Origin of the sequence: Eggerthella sp., assembly GCF_048329335.1 — a bacterium.
GTDB classification, from domain to species: domain Bacteria; phylum Actinomycetota; class Coriobacteriia; order Coriobacteriales; family Eggerthellaceae; genus Eggerthella; species Eggerthella lenta.
In genome coordinates, this window is the sequence record NZ_DBFEGU010000285.1 from 1 (window position 1) to 17,726 (window position 17,726).

General features: G+C 62.6%; 17 protein-coding genes, 1 tRNA gene and 1 pseudogene. 4 read left to right on the plus strand and 15 right to left on the minus strand.

Going from position 1 to position 17,726, the window contains the following annotated elements; genetic code table 11:
- The 6 genes from ACMO6A_RS09100 to ACMO6A_RS09125 all read right to left on the minus strand — a co-directional run.
- On the minus strand, window positions 1-666 hold a 666-nt coding region (locus ACMO6A_RS09100), incomplete at its 3' end, for a nucleotide exchange factor GrpE (protein WP_418471133.1).
- 5 nt (window positions 667-671) lie between these two features.
- Window positions 672-2,582, minus strand: a complete 1,911-nt coding sequence (gene dnaK, locus ACMO6A_RS09105) for a molecular chaperone DnaK (RefSeq protein WP_009305422.1) — start codon at window positions 2,580-2,582, stop codon at window positions 672-674.
- Window positions 2,583-2,960: 378 nt separating this feature from the next.
- Window positions 2,961-3,149: a 4Fe-4S binding protein gene (locus ACMO6A_RS09110; protein ID WP_009305423.1), complete on the minus strand. Its 189-nt coding sequence runs from the start codon at window positions 3,147-3,149 to the stop codon at window positions 2,961-2,963.
- A gap of 245 nt (window positions 3,150-3,394) precedes the next feature.
- On the minus strand, window positions 3,395-4,417 hold the full coding sequence (hypE, locus tag ACMO6A_RS09115) for a hydrogenase expression/formation protein HypE (RefSeq protein ID WP_009305424.1): 1,023 nt from the start codon (window positions 4,415-4,417) through the stop codon (window positions 3,395-3,397).
- Window positions 4,418-4,643: 226 nt separating this feature from the next.
- Window positions 4,644-5,066 (minus strand): nickel-responsive transcriptional regulator NikR, encoded by a 423-nt coding sequence (gene nikR / locus ACMO6A_RS09120; RefSeq protein ID WP_009305425.1) that lies wholly within the window; start codon window positions 5,064-5,066, stop codon window positions 4,644-4,646.
- Window positions 5,067-5,077: 11 nt separating this feature from the next.
- Window positions 5,078-5,332 carry a hypothetical protein gene (locus ACMO6A_RS09125; RefSeq protein WP_009305426.1) on the minus strand — a complete coding sequence of 85 codons (255 nt, stop codon included), beginning with the start codon at window positions 5,330-5,332 and terminating at the stop codon, window positions 5,078-5,080.
- 129 nt (window positions 5,333-5,461) lie between these two features.
- Between ACMO6A_RS09125 and ACMO6A_RS09130 the strand changes: the two genes are divergently transcribed.
- Window positions 5,462-5,893 (plus strand): hypothetical protein, encoded by a 432-nt coding sequence (locus tag ACMO6A_RS09130; protein ID WP_009305427.1) that lies wholly within the window; start codon window positions 5,462-5,464, stop codon window positions 5,891-5,893.
- 79 nt (window positions 5,894-5,972) lie between these two features.
- On the opposite strand, the gene ACMO6A_RS09135 is transcribed toward ACMO6A_RS09130, so the two are convergent.
- Window positions 5,973-7,385, minus strand: coding sequence for a phosphoglucosamine mutase (locus ACMO6A_RS09135; RefSeq protein WP_009305428.1), 1,413 nt, complete (start codon window positions 7,383-7,385; stop codon window positions 5,973-5,975).
- A gap of 953 nt (window positions 7,386-8,338) precedes the next feature.
- Here ACMO6A_RS09135 and galE point away from each other — a divergent pair.
- Complete coding sequence (galE, locus tag ACMO6A_RS09140; RefSeq protein ID WP_009608482.1) at window positions 8,339-9,481, plus strand: UDP-glucose 4-epimerase GalE; 1,143 nt, start codon at window positions 8,339-8,341, stop codon at window positions 9,479-9,481.
- Here the strand turns inward: galE and ACMO6A_RS09145 are convergent.
- A complete protein-coding gene (locus ACMO6A_RS09145) occupies window positions 9,478-11,340 on the minus strand; it encodes a GGDEF domain-containing protein (RefSeq protein ID WP_114548003.1) in 1,863 nt (620 codons plus the stop codon). The genes galE and ACMO6A_RS09145 overlap by 4 nt on opposite strands.
- 175 nt (window positions 11,341-11,515) lie before the next feature.
- Window positions 11,516-13,111 carry an LCP family protein gene (locus tag ACMO6A_RS09150; protein ID WP_114519723.1) on the minus strand — a complete coding sequence of 532 codons (1,596 nt, stop codon included), beginning with the start codon at window positions 13,109-13,111 and terminating at the stop codon, window positions 11,516-11,518.
- Between the two features lie 390 nt (window positions 13,112-13,501).
- On the opposite strand from ACMO6A_RS09150, the gene ACMO6A_RS09155 reads away from it, so the two are divergent.
- Window positions 13,502-13,777, plus strand: coding sequence for a helix-turn-helix domain-containing protein (locus ACMO6A_RS09155; RefSeq protein WP_009305432.1), 276 nt, complete (start codon window positions 13,502-13,504; stop codon window positions 13,775-13,777).
- Here ACMO6A_RS09155 and ACMO6A_RS09160 read toward each other — a convergent pair.
- From ACMO6A_RS09160 to ACMO6A_RS09180, 5 genes are all read right to left on the minus strand, one after another.
- Window positions 13,774-14,253, minus strand: coding sequence for a VanZ family protein (locus tag ACMO6A_RS09160; protein WP_114519722.1), 480 nt, complete (start codon window positions 14,251-14,253; stop codon window positions 13,774-13,776). The two genes, ACMO6A_RS09155 and ACMO6A_RS09160, sit on opposite strands and share 4 nt — an antisense overlap.
- Before the next feature lie 12 nt (window positions 14,254-14,265).
- Window positions 14,266-14,922: an HAD family hydrolase gene (locus ACMO6A_RS09165; protein ID WP_009305434.1), complete on the minus strand. Its 657-nt coding sequence runs from the start codon at window positions 14,920-14,922 to the stop codon at window positions 14,266-14,268.
- Window positions 14,923-15,207: 285 nt separating this feature from the next.
- Window positions 15,208-15,281 (minus strand) — tRNA-Gly (locus tag ACMO6A_RS09170).
- 80 nt (window positions 15,282-15,361) lie between these two features.
- Window positions 15,362-16,732: a tyrosine-type recombinase/integrase gene (locus ACMO6A_RS09175; RefSeq protein ID WP_157005806.1), complete on the minus strand. Its 1,371-nt coding sequence runs from the start codon at window positions 16,730-16,732 to the stop codon at window positions 15,362-15,364.
- On the minus strand, window positions 16,689-16,838 hold the full coding sequence (locus tag ACMO6A_RS09180; protein WP_227791079.1) for a hypothetical protein: 150 nt from the start codon (window positions 16,836-16,838) through the stop codon (window positions 16,689-16,691). Before ACMO6A_RS09180 ends, ACMO6A_RS09175 begins: the two co-directional genes overlap by 44 nt.
- Here ACMO6A_RS09180 and ACMO6A_RS09185 point away from each other — a divergent pair.
- Entirely contained in the window at window positions 16,780-16,902 is a 123-nt protein-coding gene (locus tag ACMO6A_RS09185; RefSeq protein WP_255346938.1) for a hypothetical protein, read from the plus strand. The two genes, ACMO6A_RS09180 and ACMO6A_RS09185, sit on opposite strands and share 59 nt — an antisense overlap.
- A gap of 343 nt (window positions 16,903-17,245) precedes the next feature.
- On the opposite strand, the pseudogene ACMO6A_RS09190 reads toward ACMO6A_RS09185, so the two are convergent.
- Window positions 17,246-17,584: pseudogene (locus ACMO6A_RS09190) on the minus strand (type II toxin-antitoxin system PemK/MazF family toxin); the annotation flags it as partial.
- Window positions 17,585-17,726: the final 142 nt, after the last annotated feature.

Genomic DNA, 17,726 nt, shown 5'->3' on the forward strand with positions numbered 1-17,726 from the left:
GACGGTTACCATTGCAGGCCTGAGAACTTTCGTTCCCATCTTGTAACCTCGTTGGTATACCTCGGACACCGTCTCGTCGGGCACGCTGGCATCGTCCACCGTGGCCACCGCTTGCGCTTCCAGCGCGTCGAACGCTTCGCCGGCCGGGTCGATAACCTCAACGCCGTCCTTCTTCAGCACGTCGACGAGCTTCGCATGCACGGCCTTTACGCCGTCGAACAGGCCGCCTTCGCCGTTCTTCGTCGCGTAGTCGATGGTGCGCTCGAAGTCGTCGATGACGGGCAGCAGGCTGGTGACCAGCTTCTCCGTCGCGCGCGCCTTCTCGACCTCGCGCTGCTCGGTGGTGCGGCGGCGATACGTGTCCCACTCGGCGTGCAGGCGCAGGTACTTGTCCTGCCAATCCTGGGCCTCCGCCTTGGCCTGAGCCACCTGCTCGTCAGCCGAAGGGCCGGCGTCTTCGATGACCTCGGCCTCGATCGCCTCGCCTTGCGGCGCCGCTTCCGCGGCGGCAGCGTCGGAAGAGGGGGTTTCCTTGCTGCCGCTCGCGTCGGCGGGCCGGGCCTGCGGCTGGGCTTTCGCATCCGCAGGACGGTCGTCTTCGATGGGAATGCTCTTGCCTGCGCCTTGAGCCGCGCGCTCGGGCGTGGGCTGGTTGGGCTGGGCCATAGCGATTACTTCCCTTCCTTCTTGTCGTCGTCCTCGACGACCTCGTAGTCGGCTTCGATGGTGTCATCGGCCGGGGTGGACTCGGCGGCAGCGGCCTGCGAAGCGGCGTCCGGGCCCTGCGTGGAGTACACGACCTCGGCCAGCTTGTAGCCCGCCTGCTGCATCTTCTCGGTCGCGGCCTTGATGGCGTCCATGTCGGAGCCCTCGAGCGCCTGCTTCGCCTCGGCGATGGCCTCCTCAGCGGCGGACTTCACGTCGGCCGGAGCCTTGTCGCCCACTTCCTGGAGCGTCTGCTCGGTGGCGTTCACCAACGCGTCGGAGTTGTTGCGAACCTCGATCTCTTCCTTGCGCTTGGCGTCTTCCTCGGCATGGGCCTCGGCGTCCTTCACCATGCGCTCGACCTCGTCGTCGTTCAGCGCGGTGGAGCCGGAGATGGTGATCTGCTGCTGCTTGCCGGTGCCCAGGTCCTTCGCCGACACGTTCACGATGCCGTTGGCGTCGATGTCGAAAGTGACCTCGATCTGCGGCACACCACGGCGCGCAGCCGGGATGCCGGTGAGCTGGAACTTGCCCAGCGTCTTGTTGTCGGAGGCCATCTGGCGCTCGCCCTGCAGCACGTGCACCTCGACCGACGTCTGGTTGTCGGACGCGGTGGAGTAGATCTCGGTCTTGCGGGTGGGGATGGTGGTGTTGCGCTCGATCATCTTCGTCATGACGCCGCCCATCGTCTCCACGCCCAGCGACAGCGGGGTCACGTCGAGCAGCAGGATGCCCTCGACGTCGCCGGCCAGCACGCCGCCCTGGACCGCCGCACCCATGGCCACGACCTCGTCCGGGTTCACGGACATGTTCGGATCCTTGCCGGTGAGCTTCTTCACGAGGTCCTGCACGGCGGGCATACGGGTGGAGCCGCCCACGAGGATGACCTCGTCGATGTCGCCCGTCTTGAGGCCGGCATCCTTGAGCGCCTGCTCAACGGGCTTCTTCACGCGGTCGAGCAGATCCTTCGTGATGCGCTCGAACTCGGCGCGCGTCAGCGTGTAGTCGAGGTGCTTCGGGCCGGAAGCGTCGGCCGTGATGAACGGCAGGTTGATGTTGGCCTGCGTGGTGGAGGACAGCTCCATCTTCGCCTTCTCGGCGGCTTCCTTCAAACGCTGCAGAGCCATCTTGTCCTGGCGCAGGTCGATGCCGTTCTCGGCCTGGAACTTGTCAGCCATCCAGTCGATGATGCGCTGGTCCCAGTCGTCGCCGCCCAGGTGGTTGTCGCCCGCGGTGGACGCAACCTCGAACACGCCGTCGCCCAGCTCCAGGATGGACACGTCGAACGTACCGCCGCCCAGGTCGAAGACGAGGATCTTCTCATCCTTGTTGGTCTTGTCGAGGCCGTAGGCCAGCGCGGCGGCCGTGGGCTCGTTGATGATGCGGAGCACTTCGAGGCCCGCGATCTTGCCGGCGTCCTTCGTGGCCTGGCGCTGCGCGTCGTTGAAGTACGCGGGCACCGTGATGACGGCCTGCGTCACCGGGGAGCCCAGCTGCTTCTCGGCGTCGTTCTTCAGCTTCTGCAGTACCATGGCGGAGATTTCCTCCGGCGTGTAGTCCTTGCCGTCGATGTCGACCACCGCGCGGCCGTCCTTGCCCTTCTGCAGCTTGTAGCTGACGGTCTTGCGCTCTTCCGGCGTCTCGTCGTAGGAACGGCCGATGAAGCGCTTCACGGACGACACGGTGTTCTCGGGGTTCGTGACGGCCTGGTTCTTCGCGGCCTTGCCCACGACGCGCTCGCCGTCCTTGCGGAAGCCCTCGACCGACGGGGTGGTGCGGTCGCCCTCGGCGTTCACGAGGATTTCGGGCTCGGAGCCCTCCATGACGGCCATGGCGGAGTTCGTCGTGCCCAAGTCGATACCAAGAATCTTGCTCATTATCCTGCTTCCTCTCTGTTGGAGTTGTTACCTAAGTAAGTCGTTAGCAGTCGGTTTCTGTTTATGCGCCAAAGCACGCCCTGAGGGCGCACTCGGTGGACGAAGGGCGGCGGCTTGGAGATGCGATCCGCAAGCTCAACCTCGCTTCGACAAATTGGACTATATAATCTAAGTCTCATGCTGTCAAGTTAGTTACCAATTTGTCATATAAGTTTTGTTAACGTCCCAAACTATAGCTATCGAATGCCTATTGCGCTCCTCTCGCGCCGCACCGTTACGCCGCTTCCACGCACTTGTTTCCCGAACGCAAAGAACCCCCGCCTCATGAAAGAGACAGGGGTTCTCGTTGCGCTTGTCGAAAGCGAATTGAGCGGGAGGTTAGTCCTCGATGACCTCGGGGATCGCACCCATGGGGCACTCCTCGACGCAGTCGCCGCACGCGATGCAGGCGTCCTCGTTCACGACCTCAGCGACGCCGCCGACCACTTCGAGCACTTCCTGCGGGCAGGCATCGACGCAGATGCCGCAACCGATGCACTCATCGGCTTCGATAACCGGGTGAGACATAGTTAACTCCTTCTCGTCTAAAGCATTCCGACGGGATGCGTCGGGTCACTTCCCCAAAAACTTTATGCCCGCAAGATACCATTGTTGTCCGCAAATGCAAGAAGAAATGGCGAATTTCTCAGGGTGCGGCGGCAAATTCTCTATCGAAAGCGCCGCCGCTTTCATGCCCCGAAAGGCGCTATCGAAGGCCTTTGCGCATGTCAGCGCTCTCTTCCATACGCATGAGGGTGCTGCATGGAGAGCTTCTAGCAAATGCGCGGCAATTGCTCGCCCACCAGCATGTCGAGGATGCGCGTACCGCCGAACGCCGTGCGCAGGAACACCTTGGAGCCGCGCTCGGGACGGGCGGCCGACACCTCGCCGATGATGGCCGCATCGGCGCCGTACCGGTTCGCGCGCATGGCCGCGAGCGCTGCGTCGGCCTCCTCGGCCGCCACAACGCACACCATCTTGCCCTCGTTCGCCACCTGCAGCACGTCGTAGCCCAGCATCTCGCACGCGCCCTGCACGGCCGGCTTCACGGGGATGGCGTCTTCCTCCACCGTGATGTCCGTGTTCGACTGGGCAGCCAGCTCGTTCAGCGTGGAGGCCAGGCCGCCGCGCGTCGGGTCGCGGAAGCAGCGCGTGTTCGGCGCCGCCGCCAACACCTCGGCGATGAGGTGGTTGAGCGGGGCCGCGTCGCTTTCCAGATCGGCCGAGAAGCTCAAGCTCTCGCGGCAGCTCATGATGGTGATGCCGTGATCACCCAGCGTGCCGGTGACCAGCACTTTGTCGCCCGGCTTGCACTGCGCGCCACCCAGGTTCACGCCTTCGGGAATGGTGCCCACGCCGCTCGTGTTGATGTACACGCCGTCGCCGTGGCCGCGGTTCACCACTTTCGTGTCGCCGGTGACCAGATGCACGCCGGCCTCCTGCGCGCATTCCGCCATGGAGGCGCAGATGCGCTTGAGATCCTCAATGGGGAAGCCCTCCTCCAGCACGAAGCCGCAGCTGAGGTAGCGCGGCACGGCGCCGCTCGTGGCCACGTCGTTCACCGTGCCGCACACGGCGAGGCGTCCGATGTCGCCGCCCGGGAAGAAATGCGGCGTCACCACGAAGCTGTCGGTGGAGAACGCCAGCCGCTCGCCCGGAGCGGGCGCGGGCAGCACCGCCGCGTCGTCGCCGCGCAGCAGCTCGTCGCCGGCGTACGCGGCGAAGAACACATCGTCGATGATGCGCTTCATCATCGTCCCGCCGCTGCCGTGCCCCAGCATGACCGTGGTATCCATAAAGCTCCTTGCCCTTCTCGTGAGTCGATGCGAACGAATGTTTCACGTGAAACACCGCCCGTCCTGCAAAGCCGACGAGGGTTTCCGCGGCGCCCGAGATCGCTCCGCTTCGCGGCCGCGCGTGCTTCGCGCGCAAGGGAAAGCGAGCAAATGGCGAGATCGGGTGACACGGGAAGCCGCAGCGTCGACCCGTTCCGATAGCCGGTAGGCCGCCGGAACCGTATACCTATATATGCTGCCCCGTCGTGGTGACCACGAGACGACCGTTCTTCACGCCCTTCGTGCCCAGGATGAGGTTCGCGATGTCCTGCACGAGACCCGTTTCGCCGCGCAGCACGATGACCTCAAGGCAATGGTGCGCGTCGAGATGCACGTGCATGGACGAGATGATGGATTCGAAGTAATCGTGCTGGATAGCGTGCAGCTTCTCCTGCAAGTCGCTGGCGTGATGGTCGAAGACGATGGTCAACGTGCCCACCACCTCCATGCCCGGCGTGGAGCACTCGTCCTCCACCAACGCGTCGCGCACGAGGTCGCGCACCACTTCGCTGCGGTTTTTCGCCAGCCCGCGGCGCGCGACCAGCTGGTCGAAGCGAACGAGCAGCTCCTCGGGCATGGCCACCGAGAAGCGCATGAGATCGTTGCTCATACGTGCGGCGCCTACACGAGGTTGACGGTGACGTTCGCCGAAGCTTCGGCATCGTCCTCGAGGGCATCCTTGGCCTCGTCGAGCAGCGCGCGCACGTCGTCCAGCATGGCCTGGGCGGCATGCATCTTCTCGGAAACGGTGGCGAAGCCGGCATCTCCCGCCATATGCCCCAGGTTGTGCGCCCAGCGACGCTCCAACTTGATATGGTCGTCGATCTGCTCGATCATCTGCTCGAATTGCCCTGTGTTGATTCCGTTCGTGCACATACGCGCTCTCCTATCGTGATGCCGCCGCAGCGCCCATGCCGCGGCGGGCGTTTCTTGCTATCATTACGGTTATACGGCGAACCTATCTCGACCGCAAGGGATCGTGTGAAAAAATCTGCGAATGGTAACATGTACGAAGTGGCTCTCGACGAAGCGTGGGAGCTGTTCGACGAGCACCTTGATGGGGCGCGCTTGGCGCTCGTGTGCGTAGCGAGCGGAAGCGCCCTGAGCGAGCGCAGCCGAGCAGCGCTGAACAGCGCGATGGCTTCGTTGGGATACGGAAGCGGCGCGTGCACGTTCGCCGCCGTGGAAGGGCTGGACGACCAGGCGCTGTTCCTGCTGGTGGAGGGGCTCGACCCGCTCTGTCTGATCGCGACCGATTCGACAGCGGCCGCCGCGCTGGGACGCGCGTACCGCTGCGAGGTTCCCTTGGGAAAGCCCGGCCGCGCGTTCGGGCGCAGCGTGGTGGCATTCCGCGACTTCGACGCGATGCTCGACGACGGGCAAGACAAGCAGATCGCCTGGGCGCTGCTCAAGAAGCTGCCCCGCTTCGGAGAATAGGAAACGCCCCGAAAGCTCGATGCCTCCGAGGCGTTCTACGTACAAATGTTTCACGTGAAACATTCGCTTCGCTCTTCGTTTAGGACACGACCACGCTTTCGGCGGCCTTCAGGAGGTCGTGGACCTCGTCCACCGTCTCGGCTTCAGCGTAGATGCGCACGAGCGGCTCGGTGCCGGAGGGGCGCATCATCACCCACGCGTCGCCTTCCAGGTAGAACTTCACGCCGTCGCGACGATCCACGTCCACCACCTGCTTGCCGCAGATCTCGGCAGGCGCGTAGTTCGGCACGATCTCGACGCGGAAGTTCGCCATCTGCTCGTCAGTGATCTTCAGGCCTTGGCGCTCGAACTCCAGCTTGCCCACCTTCTGGAACATATCGTCCACCAACTGACCCAGGCTCATGCCGCGCTGCGCCATCGTCTCGCACAGGAGCAGCGCCATCAGCAAGCCGTCGCGCTCCATGACGTGGCTGGGGATGCCGATGCCGCCGGACTCCTCGCCGCCCAGCATGACGTCGCCCTTCTCCATCTCGGCGTAGATCCACTTGAAGCCCACCGGCGTGCTGGTCAGCTCCAGGCCCAAGCGCTTGCACTGGCGAGCCAGCATGGCCGACGCGGTGATGGTGGACACGACGCGACCGGTGAGGCCCTTGTCCTCGGCGAGGTGCGAGGTAAGCAGCGTGATGATGCGATGCGGGTTCACGAAGTTGCCGCGCTCGTCAACCGCGCCGATGCGGTCAGCGTCGCCGTCGTTGATGAAGCCGGCGTCGTAACCCAGCTCGGGAACCTTCGCGATGCAGCGGTCGACCCAGGGCGGAATAGGCTCGGGGTGCAGTCCGTCGAACGTCGGATCCTCGGCGTTGTTGATCTCGCACACTTCCACGCCCAGATCGCGCAGCAGCTGCGCCAGATAGATGCGGCCTGCGCCGTACAGCGGATCCACCACCACGCGCAGGTTGGCGTTGCGGATGGCCTCGACATCCACGCGCTCCTTCAAGGTGGCGAGGTACGGGGTCATGAGGTCGACCGTTTCGAACGCACCGCGCGCGTCGGCGGGTGCGTCGGCGAACGCAGCCTCCACGCGGTCGGTGAACTCCTTGCCCGCCGCGCCGCCGTCGTTCATGCGCAGCTTCACGCCCAGGTATTCGGCCGGGTTGTGGCTGCTGGTCAGCATGATGCCGCCCACCGCGTCGGCGTCCTGCGCCACCGACCAGCACAGCGTAGGCGTGGGGCAGTAGTCCTGCGTGAGCAGCACGCGGAAGCTCTGCGCCGCCGCGACCTCGGCCGCCAGCTGCGCGTAAGCGTGCGCATCCTGTCGGCAATCGTGACCGACGATGAGGGTGCCGGGCGCGTCGGCCGGACGGCCGGCTGCAACCGCGTCCTCCTTGAACACGCGCGCAGCCGCGTCGATGACGCGCACGAGGTTGTCGTTGGTGAAGTCCTCGCCGATGATGGCTCGCCATCCATCGGTTCCGAAATGAATTTCTGCCACGGAGCTTCCTTTCTCAAAGCCTGTTGCTCACCAGTATAGTCAATCGGCCGAGCAAGGCGCGGTTTCGTCGCAAAATAGACAGGGGAACGGATGTTTCACGTGAAACACTCGCCCGAACACGAAATGCATGTAAAGCCTCCCCGAACAAAACCCGTGCCGTCCTGATACGACGACGAGCACATACAGCACGGACGACCTGCACAGCAACGGACGACCCATCCGCCTCTATTTTCCTTCGCCAAATGCGATGCCGGTCATCCGACGAGGCCTCCGATGGCAAAAAAGCATCGAATTCGGAAGCCCGGAGTCGTGCCTTACACGCGCCGACGTCACGCCGAAAACGCTCGCCGCACAGAGCACCAGGTTACAGGCGAGACCCCTTTCGCCTTCGCGCGAAAAGTTTGCCCGAAAGACGGGATGATTTCCGAATTCGGTTGCTTTTTGCCATTTCGAGCGAGCAGGCTGACTAAGGCGCCCGCAAAGGAAGGCAATCCCGAGCATGATGCGCCAAGCAAGGAACCGAAACTGTTGTTTCGCATGCAGAAACCGAGGAAGGCATGCTCCGAGGGCGAGGGGCGGACCGAGAGGCGAAGGAGAAGGCGCACAGGCGCAACGGGCGCACGTCGCGCAAAATGACTCCGAAAGCAGCACAGGCCGCGGGGGGAAGCGGCCTGTGCTTGGACGAGTGAAACGAGGAGAACCGTTGGAGTCGGTGTGTCCACGAGTCATACTTTACGACGTTTATTATCCTGTGTCAAGAATAATATTCCTGCCTTTTCCGAATGTTTCACGTAAAACATTCGTGCGGCTTCCCGCGGCGCCGCACGGGGCCCCGCGCGAGCCCGTGCGGCCTTGCCGCCGAGCGGAACGCGGGCCATGTGCCTTTTGCTGAATTTGCGCGCGATCTGTTCCACCTGCTACTATGGCAACAGTCAGTACCGAGAGGAGCTTCAATGGCGAACAAGAGCTTGGCCAAGGATCATGCCGATATCTGCGTGCTCGTAACGGGCGGAGCCGGGTTCATCGGAAGTCACACCTGCGTCGAATTGCTGGATCAGGGCTACCACGTGGTCGTTGTGGACGACCTGAGCAACTCGAGCGAGCTCGCGCTTGACCGGGTGCGACAGATCACCGGCCTGGCGGCAAACGACGACCGCCTGAAATTCTACGAGGCGAACATCCTCGATCGCGCGGCGCTCGACCGCGTCTTCTCCGAGAACGACGTGGACGCCATCATCCACTTCGCCGGCTTCAAGGCCGTGGGCGAAAGCGTGCAGAAGCCGCTGGAATACTACTGGAATAACTTCGCGGGCACGCTGGCCCTGTGCGACGTGGCCCGCGCGCACGGCGTGAAGAACCTCGTGTTCTCGTCGAGCGCCACGGTGTACGGCGAGCCGGAGTTCATCCCCATCACCGAGGATTGCCCGAAGCACGACGCCACGAATCCCTACGGCTGGACGAAGTCCATGCTGGAGCAGGTGCTGACCGACCTGTACGTGGGCGACGACGAATGGAACGTTGTGCTGCTGCGCTATTTCAACCCCATCGGCGCGCACGAGAGCGGCCTGATCGGCGAGGATCCCAAGGGCATCCCCAACAACCTGCTGCCCTACGTTGCGCAGGTGGCCGTAGGCAAGCTGGAAAGCGTCGGCGTGTTCGGCGACGACTATCCCACGCACGACGGCACCGGCGTGCGCGACTACATCCACGTGGTGGACCTTGCGCGCGGCCACGTGGCGGCGCTCGACTGGATGGGCGGCAAAGTGGGCACCGGCGAAGCGAAAACGGCCGGCACCATGGCGGGCGAACCGGCAGCGGACGGCACGCGTCGCGGCGTGGGCATTTTCAATCTGGGAACCGGCACGGGCTCCAGCGTGCTGGACGTGGTACATTCCTTCGAGCGCGCCTGCGGACGCGAGCTGCCCTACCAGATCAAGCCGCGTCGCGCGGGCGACGTAGCTGTAAACTACGCGGCCTGCGACAAAGCGCGCGACGAGCTGGGCTGGGTCGCGCAGTACGACCTCGACCGCATGTGCGCCGACGGATGGCGCTGGCAGTCGCAGAACCCGGACGGCTACGCGACCGCTCGGGCCTAGACCGAATCCTCGACGCGGCCCTCGTTCTTCTCGTCGTACATGGCCCGATCGGCCGCGTCGAACAGCTCCTGATAGGTAGCGCCATCCTGAGGATAGCGCGCCACCCCGACGCTCAAAGCGATGGGCACCCCCAACGAGCGCGAGGCTTCTGCGATCAACGAACTCAGAGCCTCGCGCTTCGCTTCGATAACCGCATCGTCGTTTGCGCCCACGAGGAACGCCACGAACTCGTCGCCGCCGACGCGCCCCACCGGATCGCGATGACGGAACACGTCGAGCAACGAACGCGCCACCTCTTCCAGAACCCGGTCGCCCATGCTGTGACCGTATTCGTCGTTGACCTGCTTGAATCGATCCATGTCGATCACGAACAGCAAGCCCCTGCCCGTCTCGGGCAGCAATGCCGCCATCTTCTCCTGGAACGCCATCTTGTTGAACGTCTTCGTCAGCCCGTCCATTTGCGACTTGCGCGTGAGCAGCTCTTCGGTTTCGCGCTGTTTCGTGATGTCGACGATCTTTCCCACGGCCATGTACGGCTGGGAACCTTCGTACAGATACCGGCACGTGAACGAGAACCAACGATATTCGCCCGACAACACGCGTGCGCGACAGGTGATGGTGCGCAGCTCGTTCGGCGGCGCAGGGTTTTCGAACGCCATCCGGACACGCTTGTAATCATCTTCCAGGAAATCGATGAGAGGAATGCCTTTGGCCAGGTAGCCTTCGGCTGAAAGGGAGCTGAGGGAGAACATCCCGCGCGCATTCGGCGTCAGCTCAAGCGTGTCGCGCGGATAAGAATACTCGAACAGCACCGTGTCGAAAAATTCAGCGAGGACCTCGTAACGCTCCGCACTGCGACGCGCCCTTTTGCGGATGCGGCCAACCACCAGCGCCACGGCAAGGCATGCCGCCGCGCTGATGACGATAAGCAGCGCAGCCGTGTACACCGTCAAACGCAGAATGCTCTCCGAATGCTCGACCAACGAACTTTCCTGCGTGAAGTTCACGATAGTCCAATCGTTCACATCGAGGCGAATAGACGTGAGAAAGGTCATGTAGCCGTTCTGCTTGCCCAACATGACCGTTGCCACATCTCGCTCGTTCTCGATGCTGGCACGTACATCGGCGATCTGATCGGAAGACACGCCCCTTCCCTCAAGCACCTGGTACAGGGTGGATCCCTCATAACCTTCGAATTCCTTCGACACGGGAACGACGGTTCCGTCCTCTTTGATCAGCAGCGTGCCGAGCAGCGTAACCTGCGAGCTCGCCTGGCTCGTATCCAGAAGCTTCTCCGCTTTCACGATGCTGCGCAGCACGCCGACCACGCGCCCGTCGCGATTGACGGGCTTGGCTATGCTGAAGTAGTAGCCGTTCAGGCGGTTCGACTTGCGCACGTCGGACACCACCGTCTCGCCTGCGTACAGATGCCGAAGCGTTTCCTCGTCTCGCTCGTTGCGATTGCTCGCAACGCCCTGCTCCAGCTCCTCGATTGGAGTATAGGTAACCTGGAACGACCCCTGCTGGTTCCATTCCTCCAGATACGCAGCGAACGTCGAGCCGGAAGGATCGATGTCCGGGGACTCGGCCAACACGCACATGGTGGAGATGACGGAGCTCACCTCGCTGATGAACGACTCGACTTCCACCTTTTGCGCAGCCGTGTAGTCGTCCATGCTGACGCTGGCTAAATCGTAGAATTCGTCGCTGAGCTCGTTGGAGTAGACGCGGAAGATCGCGAACATCACGAGGCAAACCGCGATGATGGAGACGATCACCCCTATCACGGTGCGCAAAGAGTTGGCAGGGCCGACGCCCTTGTTTTCTTTCGCATGTTCGTGATTGTGTACGTCGCTCATGTCTTTGCGAGCCCCATCCGTCTTTGCAACCGGTGATCACCAGTATCCCGCAGAGGGTACGAAAACTCAACAGGAGAGCCGAAGCTCAACCTACCGGTTGAGGAGCCGATTAAAAAGCGGCATCGATCGAAGCCGATGCCGCTTGCGCAGTTCGAGGATCCCAACGAGACGCCGGCTAAGCAGCGGATGCCGTCCCGTCGTAGGTGCCCGGATCGGTATAGCCGGGGTCGTATCCGCCTGCACCGTCGGTACCGCCCGCACCGCCAGCAATAGTTCCGTTGTCGTACCCGCCGGTTCCACCCGCTCCGCCGGTGTTGTCAACGTAACCGTTATCAACGTAACCGTTGTCAACATAGCCGCCGTTGTTGGTCCCTCCGGTTCCCGATGCATCGGTGTAGCCCGGATCGTAATAATTGGTGTTTCCTGCGCCGTTGCCGGCGCCCGAACCAGTGCTGCCGTAACCGTTGCCGTACGTGCTGGCACCGCCTGTGGTGTCGCCCGGATCAACGTATCCTGACGAGACAACCGAGCTGGGGTCCTCTCCAGCCTCAACCAGCTTCATCATCTCCTTCGTCGCCACGGGATCGTTGATGACGTACGATACGTCGCCGATCATCGCCGTGGTAGAAGGAACCATCGCAGAGTAGATGGTAAGATCGCCGTCATCTTGGAACTGCTGGGCCAACGCGGCGATATCGCCCACCGCAAGATCCGTGGTCACGCAGTTGGCCGCTGCTTGAACCGCACCCAAAAGCTCGGCGGTGTTCAGTGCCAGCACCTTGTTGACGATGGCCATGATCAGCTTGCGCTGGTTCGCCGTGCGCGTGAAGTCTCCGTCGGGATACGCGCGGCTGCGCGCGAACACCAGCGCTTGGTTGCCGTCGAGGTGCTGCTCGCCTTCCTCGATAATGACGCGCGGCCACTCGGGATGAGCCGTGGTACCGTCTGCGTCGGGATCATCGACGCGCTCGGTCACTTCGACGTCCACGCCGCCGACTGCGTCGACCAATTCCTTCAACTTGCCGAAGTTCACTTCCGCGTAGTGCGATATCTCGATGCCCAGCAGCTGATTCGCTTCGCGGATGGTTCCGGCAGCGCCGCCGTAAGCGTAAGCGGCGTTGAACTTGTTCGTCCCGTAGCCGTCGATATCGATCTTCGTATCGCGGGGGATGGATACCATCGTGGCCTGGTTCTTTGCAGGATCGATGCGCACCACGATGTTCGTGTCGGAACGATGCATGTCCTCGGTGCTGTCCTCGGCCTCGTCGGTGCCGATGAGGATCATGTAGAAGGGCTCGGTGAAGGTCATGTCCTTTTCGGGCTTGAGCGCATCGTTGATGGCCATGATCTCTTCGTCAGACTTGTTTCCCTTGATCAGCTTCTCGTTGACGGAGTTCTTCCACAAGGCGAACGCCGAACCGCCCCCCACGGCCACCACGAGAATCGCGATGATCACGCCGAGGGCTATCTTCTTGCCGCGCCCGGCTTTCTTGCGGGCTGCCGAGTAGCTTGGATTGTTGCGCGAATATTGACTTGCCGCAGTCTGCCGGGCGTACGCGCCGTTCGCGCCGGAACCTTGGCTGCCGGGCGTGTAGGCCGCACGGTACGAAGGGCCATCGCCATACGCATCGCGGGAGAAAGCGCTTGCCTGGCTGTACGGAGCGATGCGACCCGACTGCGCGGCCTTGGCCGACCGCACGGCGCGAGCAGACTGAGGAGCCCGCGATGAGCGCGCTTCTTTACGGTTCGTTCGAGAGTTTCTTGACGCCATATGGTCTCCTCATCGACTCCGAACACGTCTGCCAAAGCAGGCACCGTACGTCGCGTACCCCTCGCGACACAGCGCTTCGATTGTCGAAGCCTTCATTTTCTCATACCTACGAGAACCCGCTTTCGCCGGCGATTACACCATTTCCGCAACATAACCCGAGGTCGACGCGCATAGATTCTCACGTATGGCAGATATTGTAGCATCGTTGACCTACCATCATAAAATAGGCATGGGCTGGGTACAAACCGCACATTTTCTAAAAATGAACCGAAACGTATTCATGCGGTTACAGCCTTCTGCTCGCACGCCGGTACTCTAGTGGACATGCAAGCCGAGCACGAACATAGTCCGCTGAATGATGACGAGCCTGATCAGAGCAGGTTCTCTCCCGTGCTTGGCGAGAACGTCAGACGCATGCGCTCGTACAGCAACATCACGAAAACGCGCCTCGCGCTCATGGTGAGCATAGGTCGCCCGCTGCTCAATAGGATAGAGGACGGCACGGCGGACGTACGGCTATCCGTCGTCACGAAACTGGCGGATTCCCTTGCCACGACACCGAGCTTCCTGCTGGCGAAGCACAGCGACGAGGACATCCGCCACGAAATCGCCCATCGGAAAGCAAGCTCCCCCGTCGCTGCGGTGCGACACGCGCGCTTTTACTAAGAGCGGGCATCTCTTTTTCGCAGCACCGCGTACGTGATCCCGGAACCCAGCGCGCTGCCCGCAGTATCCACCATCCAATCCACCGGGTCGCACATGCGCTCGGGCACGAACAGTTGATGAACCTCGTCGCTCACCCCGTACAAGCTGGCACAGGCGATGGCGATGAGGCACGCACGACGCAGCGGCATGTGGCAGCGCAGCGCGTTGGCCAGAAGCGCGCCGAACATCGTGTACTCGCAGAAGTGCGCGATGGACGACAGCGCGTCCACCCCAGGCCCCAGCAGCTGCTCCTGCACGGCCTGCATTGCCCGGTAGATGCTGGAGAAGATGCCGAGCCCCGTGTTGAGACCCGTGCCGGTGTTCGAAGACATGAAGAAGATGAGGCACGCCCACGCCGCCACGAGAGCCCAGCTGATGACGGTGAACTGCTTCGACGGGCGGGGCTGATTGGAGAGGGTCGACGGCTGATGCTCCATAATGCCAGCCGCCTAGCGCTCGACCGCGAACTGCAGCAGTTCGCGCGCGTCTTCGATAACGACGTCCGCGCCCGCCTTACGCAAGGCGTCGGCGTGGTGATAGCCCCACGACACGCCAATGGCGAACGCGCCGGCGTTGCGCGACACCAGGACGTCCCCCGGCGAGTCGCCCACGTACGCCGTGCGGGCTGGTGCGGACCCCAGCTCGTCGATGCAGCGCAACAGCCCCGTAGGGTCGGGCTTGCGCGGAATCTCGTCGCATTCGCCATACTGCACCGGGAACAAGCCGGGAAGATAGGCGTCGATCACGTCATGCACGCCCTGGTCGAACTTGTTGGACAGAACGCCCAGGCCGATGCCGCGCTGGGCGAGGGCAGCCAGCGTCTCTTCCATATGCGGGTAGGGCTTCGTCAGCTTGTTCCCGATGACGGGATAGAGCTCCATCCAGCGGCGCATGGCGGCCTCGGCCTGCTCGGGCGAAGCATCGGCGGGCACGGCCTGGTACATGAGCGCGCGGGCTCCGTTGCCCACGAAGCTGTGGATCTCGTCGGCCGTGCGGCTGGGGAAGCCCTGCTCGTTCAAGGCGGCGTTCGTCAGAACCACCAGGTCGGGCAGCGTGTCGAGAAGCGTGCCGTCAAGGTCGAACACAAAGGTATCGAAACGAGCCATGTCAATCTCCTCGCTAAATGAAAAATCCAAGCCGAAGCTTGGATCGTAGGTTCATGGAGCGGGTGACGGGACTCGAACCCGCGAATACAAGCTTGGGAAGCTATTTCCATCCCGAGCTCCATTTCCGAGAAAACCGCTCGTCACCTGCAAAATCGCTTTTAGAGTTTAGCGCATGGCGAGAAGTTCGTCAAAAAGTTCGTCAAATTTCAACTGTTTTCAAAACTGGACATCTGCAAGAGAAAAATCGAAGGGCACCGACAAACGCCGATGCCCTTCGTTGATTGCTGGAGCGGGCGACGGGACTCGAACCCGCGGTACAGGCTTGGGAAGCCTGGGCCTTACCACTTGGCGACGCCCGCAATTCATTCGCTGACTAAACGCAGCGCTTGAATTATAACGCATCCCAAGCAAAACGCAGCGGAATACAAAAGTTCCAAAACTATGCGGCCTGCGGCAGCGATTCGAGCCGTGAGACGTACCTGTTGGATAGCTCCCTGCTTGTCGAGGGGATGTAGCCCACATAGAGGTCGAGCGTATAGGACGGCGACGCGTGTCCGAGGATGACGGAGATGGTCTTGATGTTCTCGCCGCGAGCGAGGTTGATGGTGGCGAACGTATGCCGCAGCGCGTAGGGGCGCACGCCCTCGAACCCCACCTTCTCCACGAACCTTTGCCACTGCTTCTTGAACACGTTGTAGGTGAGGGGCTTGTCAAGTTCTCCCACGAGAGGCGTGCTTGGGCCGGGCCTGATGCCCATGGCGCGCAGGCGTCTGCTCTTCTCCTCTATCCATCTGCCTATCTCGCGGGAGGTGTAATCGTCGATAGGAACCGTGCGGTACGACGAATCGGACTTCGTATACTCAACGATTTCCGCCGTCCCGTGTTCGAGCGACCCGGTGATTCTCGCCGAAGGGACGCCGCCGACGTTGACGCCGCCCATCTTCAAAGCGAGTGCTTCCTCGGGGCGCATCCCGCTGGAGAAAAGGGCGAGGCACGCCACCTTGAAAGGCGACAGGGGAAGCGCCTTCACTTCATGGAGGAACCGCGCCGCATCCTCCTCCATGAGAGGGTCGATGAGCGGGCGGCTCTTCTTGAAGTTCTTGGAGAGGAAGCGCGCCTTCGCCACGTTCTTCTGCACGAGCTCCCTATCCAGCGCGTCGTTGAGGATCTCGCGGCAGAATTTGAGGATTTTGTGCTGCATATCGGGCCCGGCAACGCGCGGGGAGCCGAGCGGCTTCTTCTTCCGCCGATTCCCCTCGCGCACCGCCTGCTCGCGTTTCCTTTTCCATTCCTCCACGCGCTCGTTTGCCCACCGCCGCGAAATCTCGGGCACCTGAAGCAGGCATCGCTCCACGTCCATCGCCGTCAAATCGCGAAGGGGGATAAGCCCTATTACCTCACGCAGGTACTCGGCGTATCGCCGCTCGTTGGCTAGGGTTTGCCTTCCTATGGCCCCATTGCTGCGGAGCGCAATGTAACGCTCAACGTACTCTCCGAAAGGCGTTGCGGGACTCAGCGGTGAAACGTCTTGCGCCCCAATGCCCACCCCCGTCGTCCTATCTTCAAGCATTCTGTTGGCATCTTCCTCGAACTCGGCGATGCGCGCCCTGAGTTCTTCGCGCTTGTTGCGGGCGAACACCGTCCGCGACAGCTTCTTGCGCCCCATGACCCCCTGGAACTCGGTGGGCACTCTGATGCGCAGTTCGTAGGCGGTCGCTTTCGGGTCGTCGCGCTTCCTGCGGGGAAGCCCCTTCGCCTTCCTCGCCTCATCGAGATCCACGGGCTTGTCGCATTTGAGCGTCTTCGTCATTCTCTCCTCCATCTTCGCGCCTGTTCAGATAGCGCAGGAGGCAGAGCTTGGGAACCAGCCACTTCGACCCGAACTTGACCCCGCGCATCTCGCCCGCCGCCAACAGCTTCCTCACGCCCTGCGACGTGAGGCCCGTGAACTCGGCTATCTGGCAGGGGGTCATCATGTAGGGGTACGGTTCGAGCGCGGGCAGGAACAGCCCGCCAGGGTCGGCCCCGCAAAGCGCCTCGTCGTCAAACGCCGCCTCCGCGCGACGCTCATAATGAGCCATTTCGGCAGAGCGCGAAACGATGCGATTTTCCGCATCGCATGCTTGACAAGGGACGAAAGGCCGCGCGGTCATCTCCTCACGACCTTGTAGTCGTAGCCTGTGCGGGTATTGCAGATGGTGCAGGGCTCGCGTTGCTCCTGCTCGAAGTCCGCGCGCCACACCAGGTAGTCGTCCGAGTCGCAGAACGTCTGATGGCACTTCCTGCACAGCGTGAGCAGCATGAAGTCGTCTCCCGGCCCTTTGAGCCCCAGGCTCACGGCGAGTGCAGCGTCCACAAGCCTCATCTGCTCGGCGCCGATGTGCCCCGCCCTCCCGCGCAGGCGCAGCTTGTCGATGGTGCGCAGCTGCTCCAGGAGGGCGACCGAGCCCTCCCTGAGCCCGGCCGACGCGGGCACGGGTACGTGCACGGGGAGGTTCGCCTTGGGCTTGCCGGTTATGGCGGCGACGATGATAGTTTTGCTGCGCCTGTTGCCCGCATCGTTTTGCACGACGAGGACGGGACGCGTGCCTCCCTGCTCGCATCCCAGAACGGGGTCGAGGAAAGCGAAAAACACATCGCCCCTGCGCGGATGGTCGTCCATGAGGCACCTCCTTCGTTTCGATATGTAACTGCGGCCGAGAGTCGGGGTCGTCCGACCCGCGGCCGCCTGAAACGCCGCTTCCGCGGCTCCCGCTCGCCCACGAGGCCCCTCATGGCGTGGCGCGCTCTTGACCTTGCAAGGG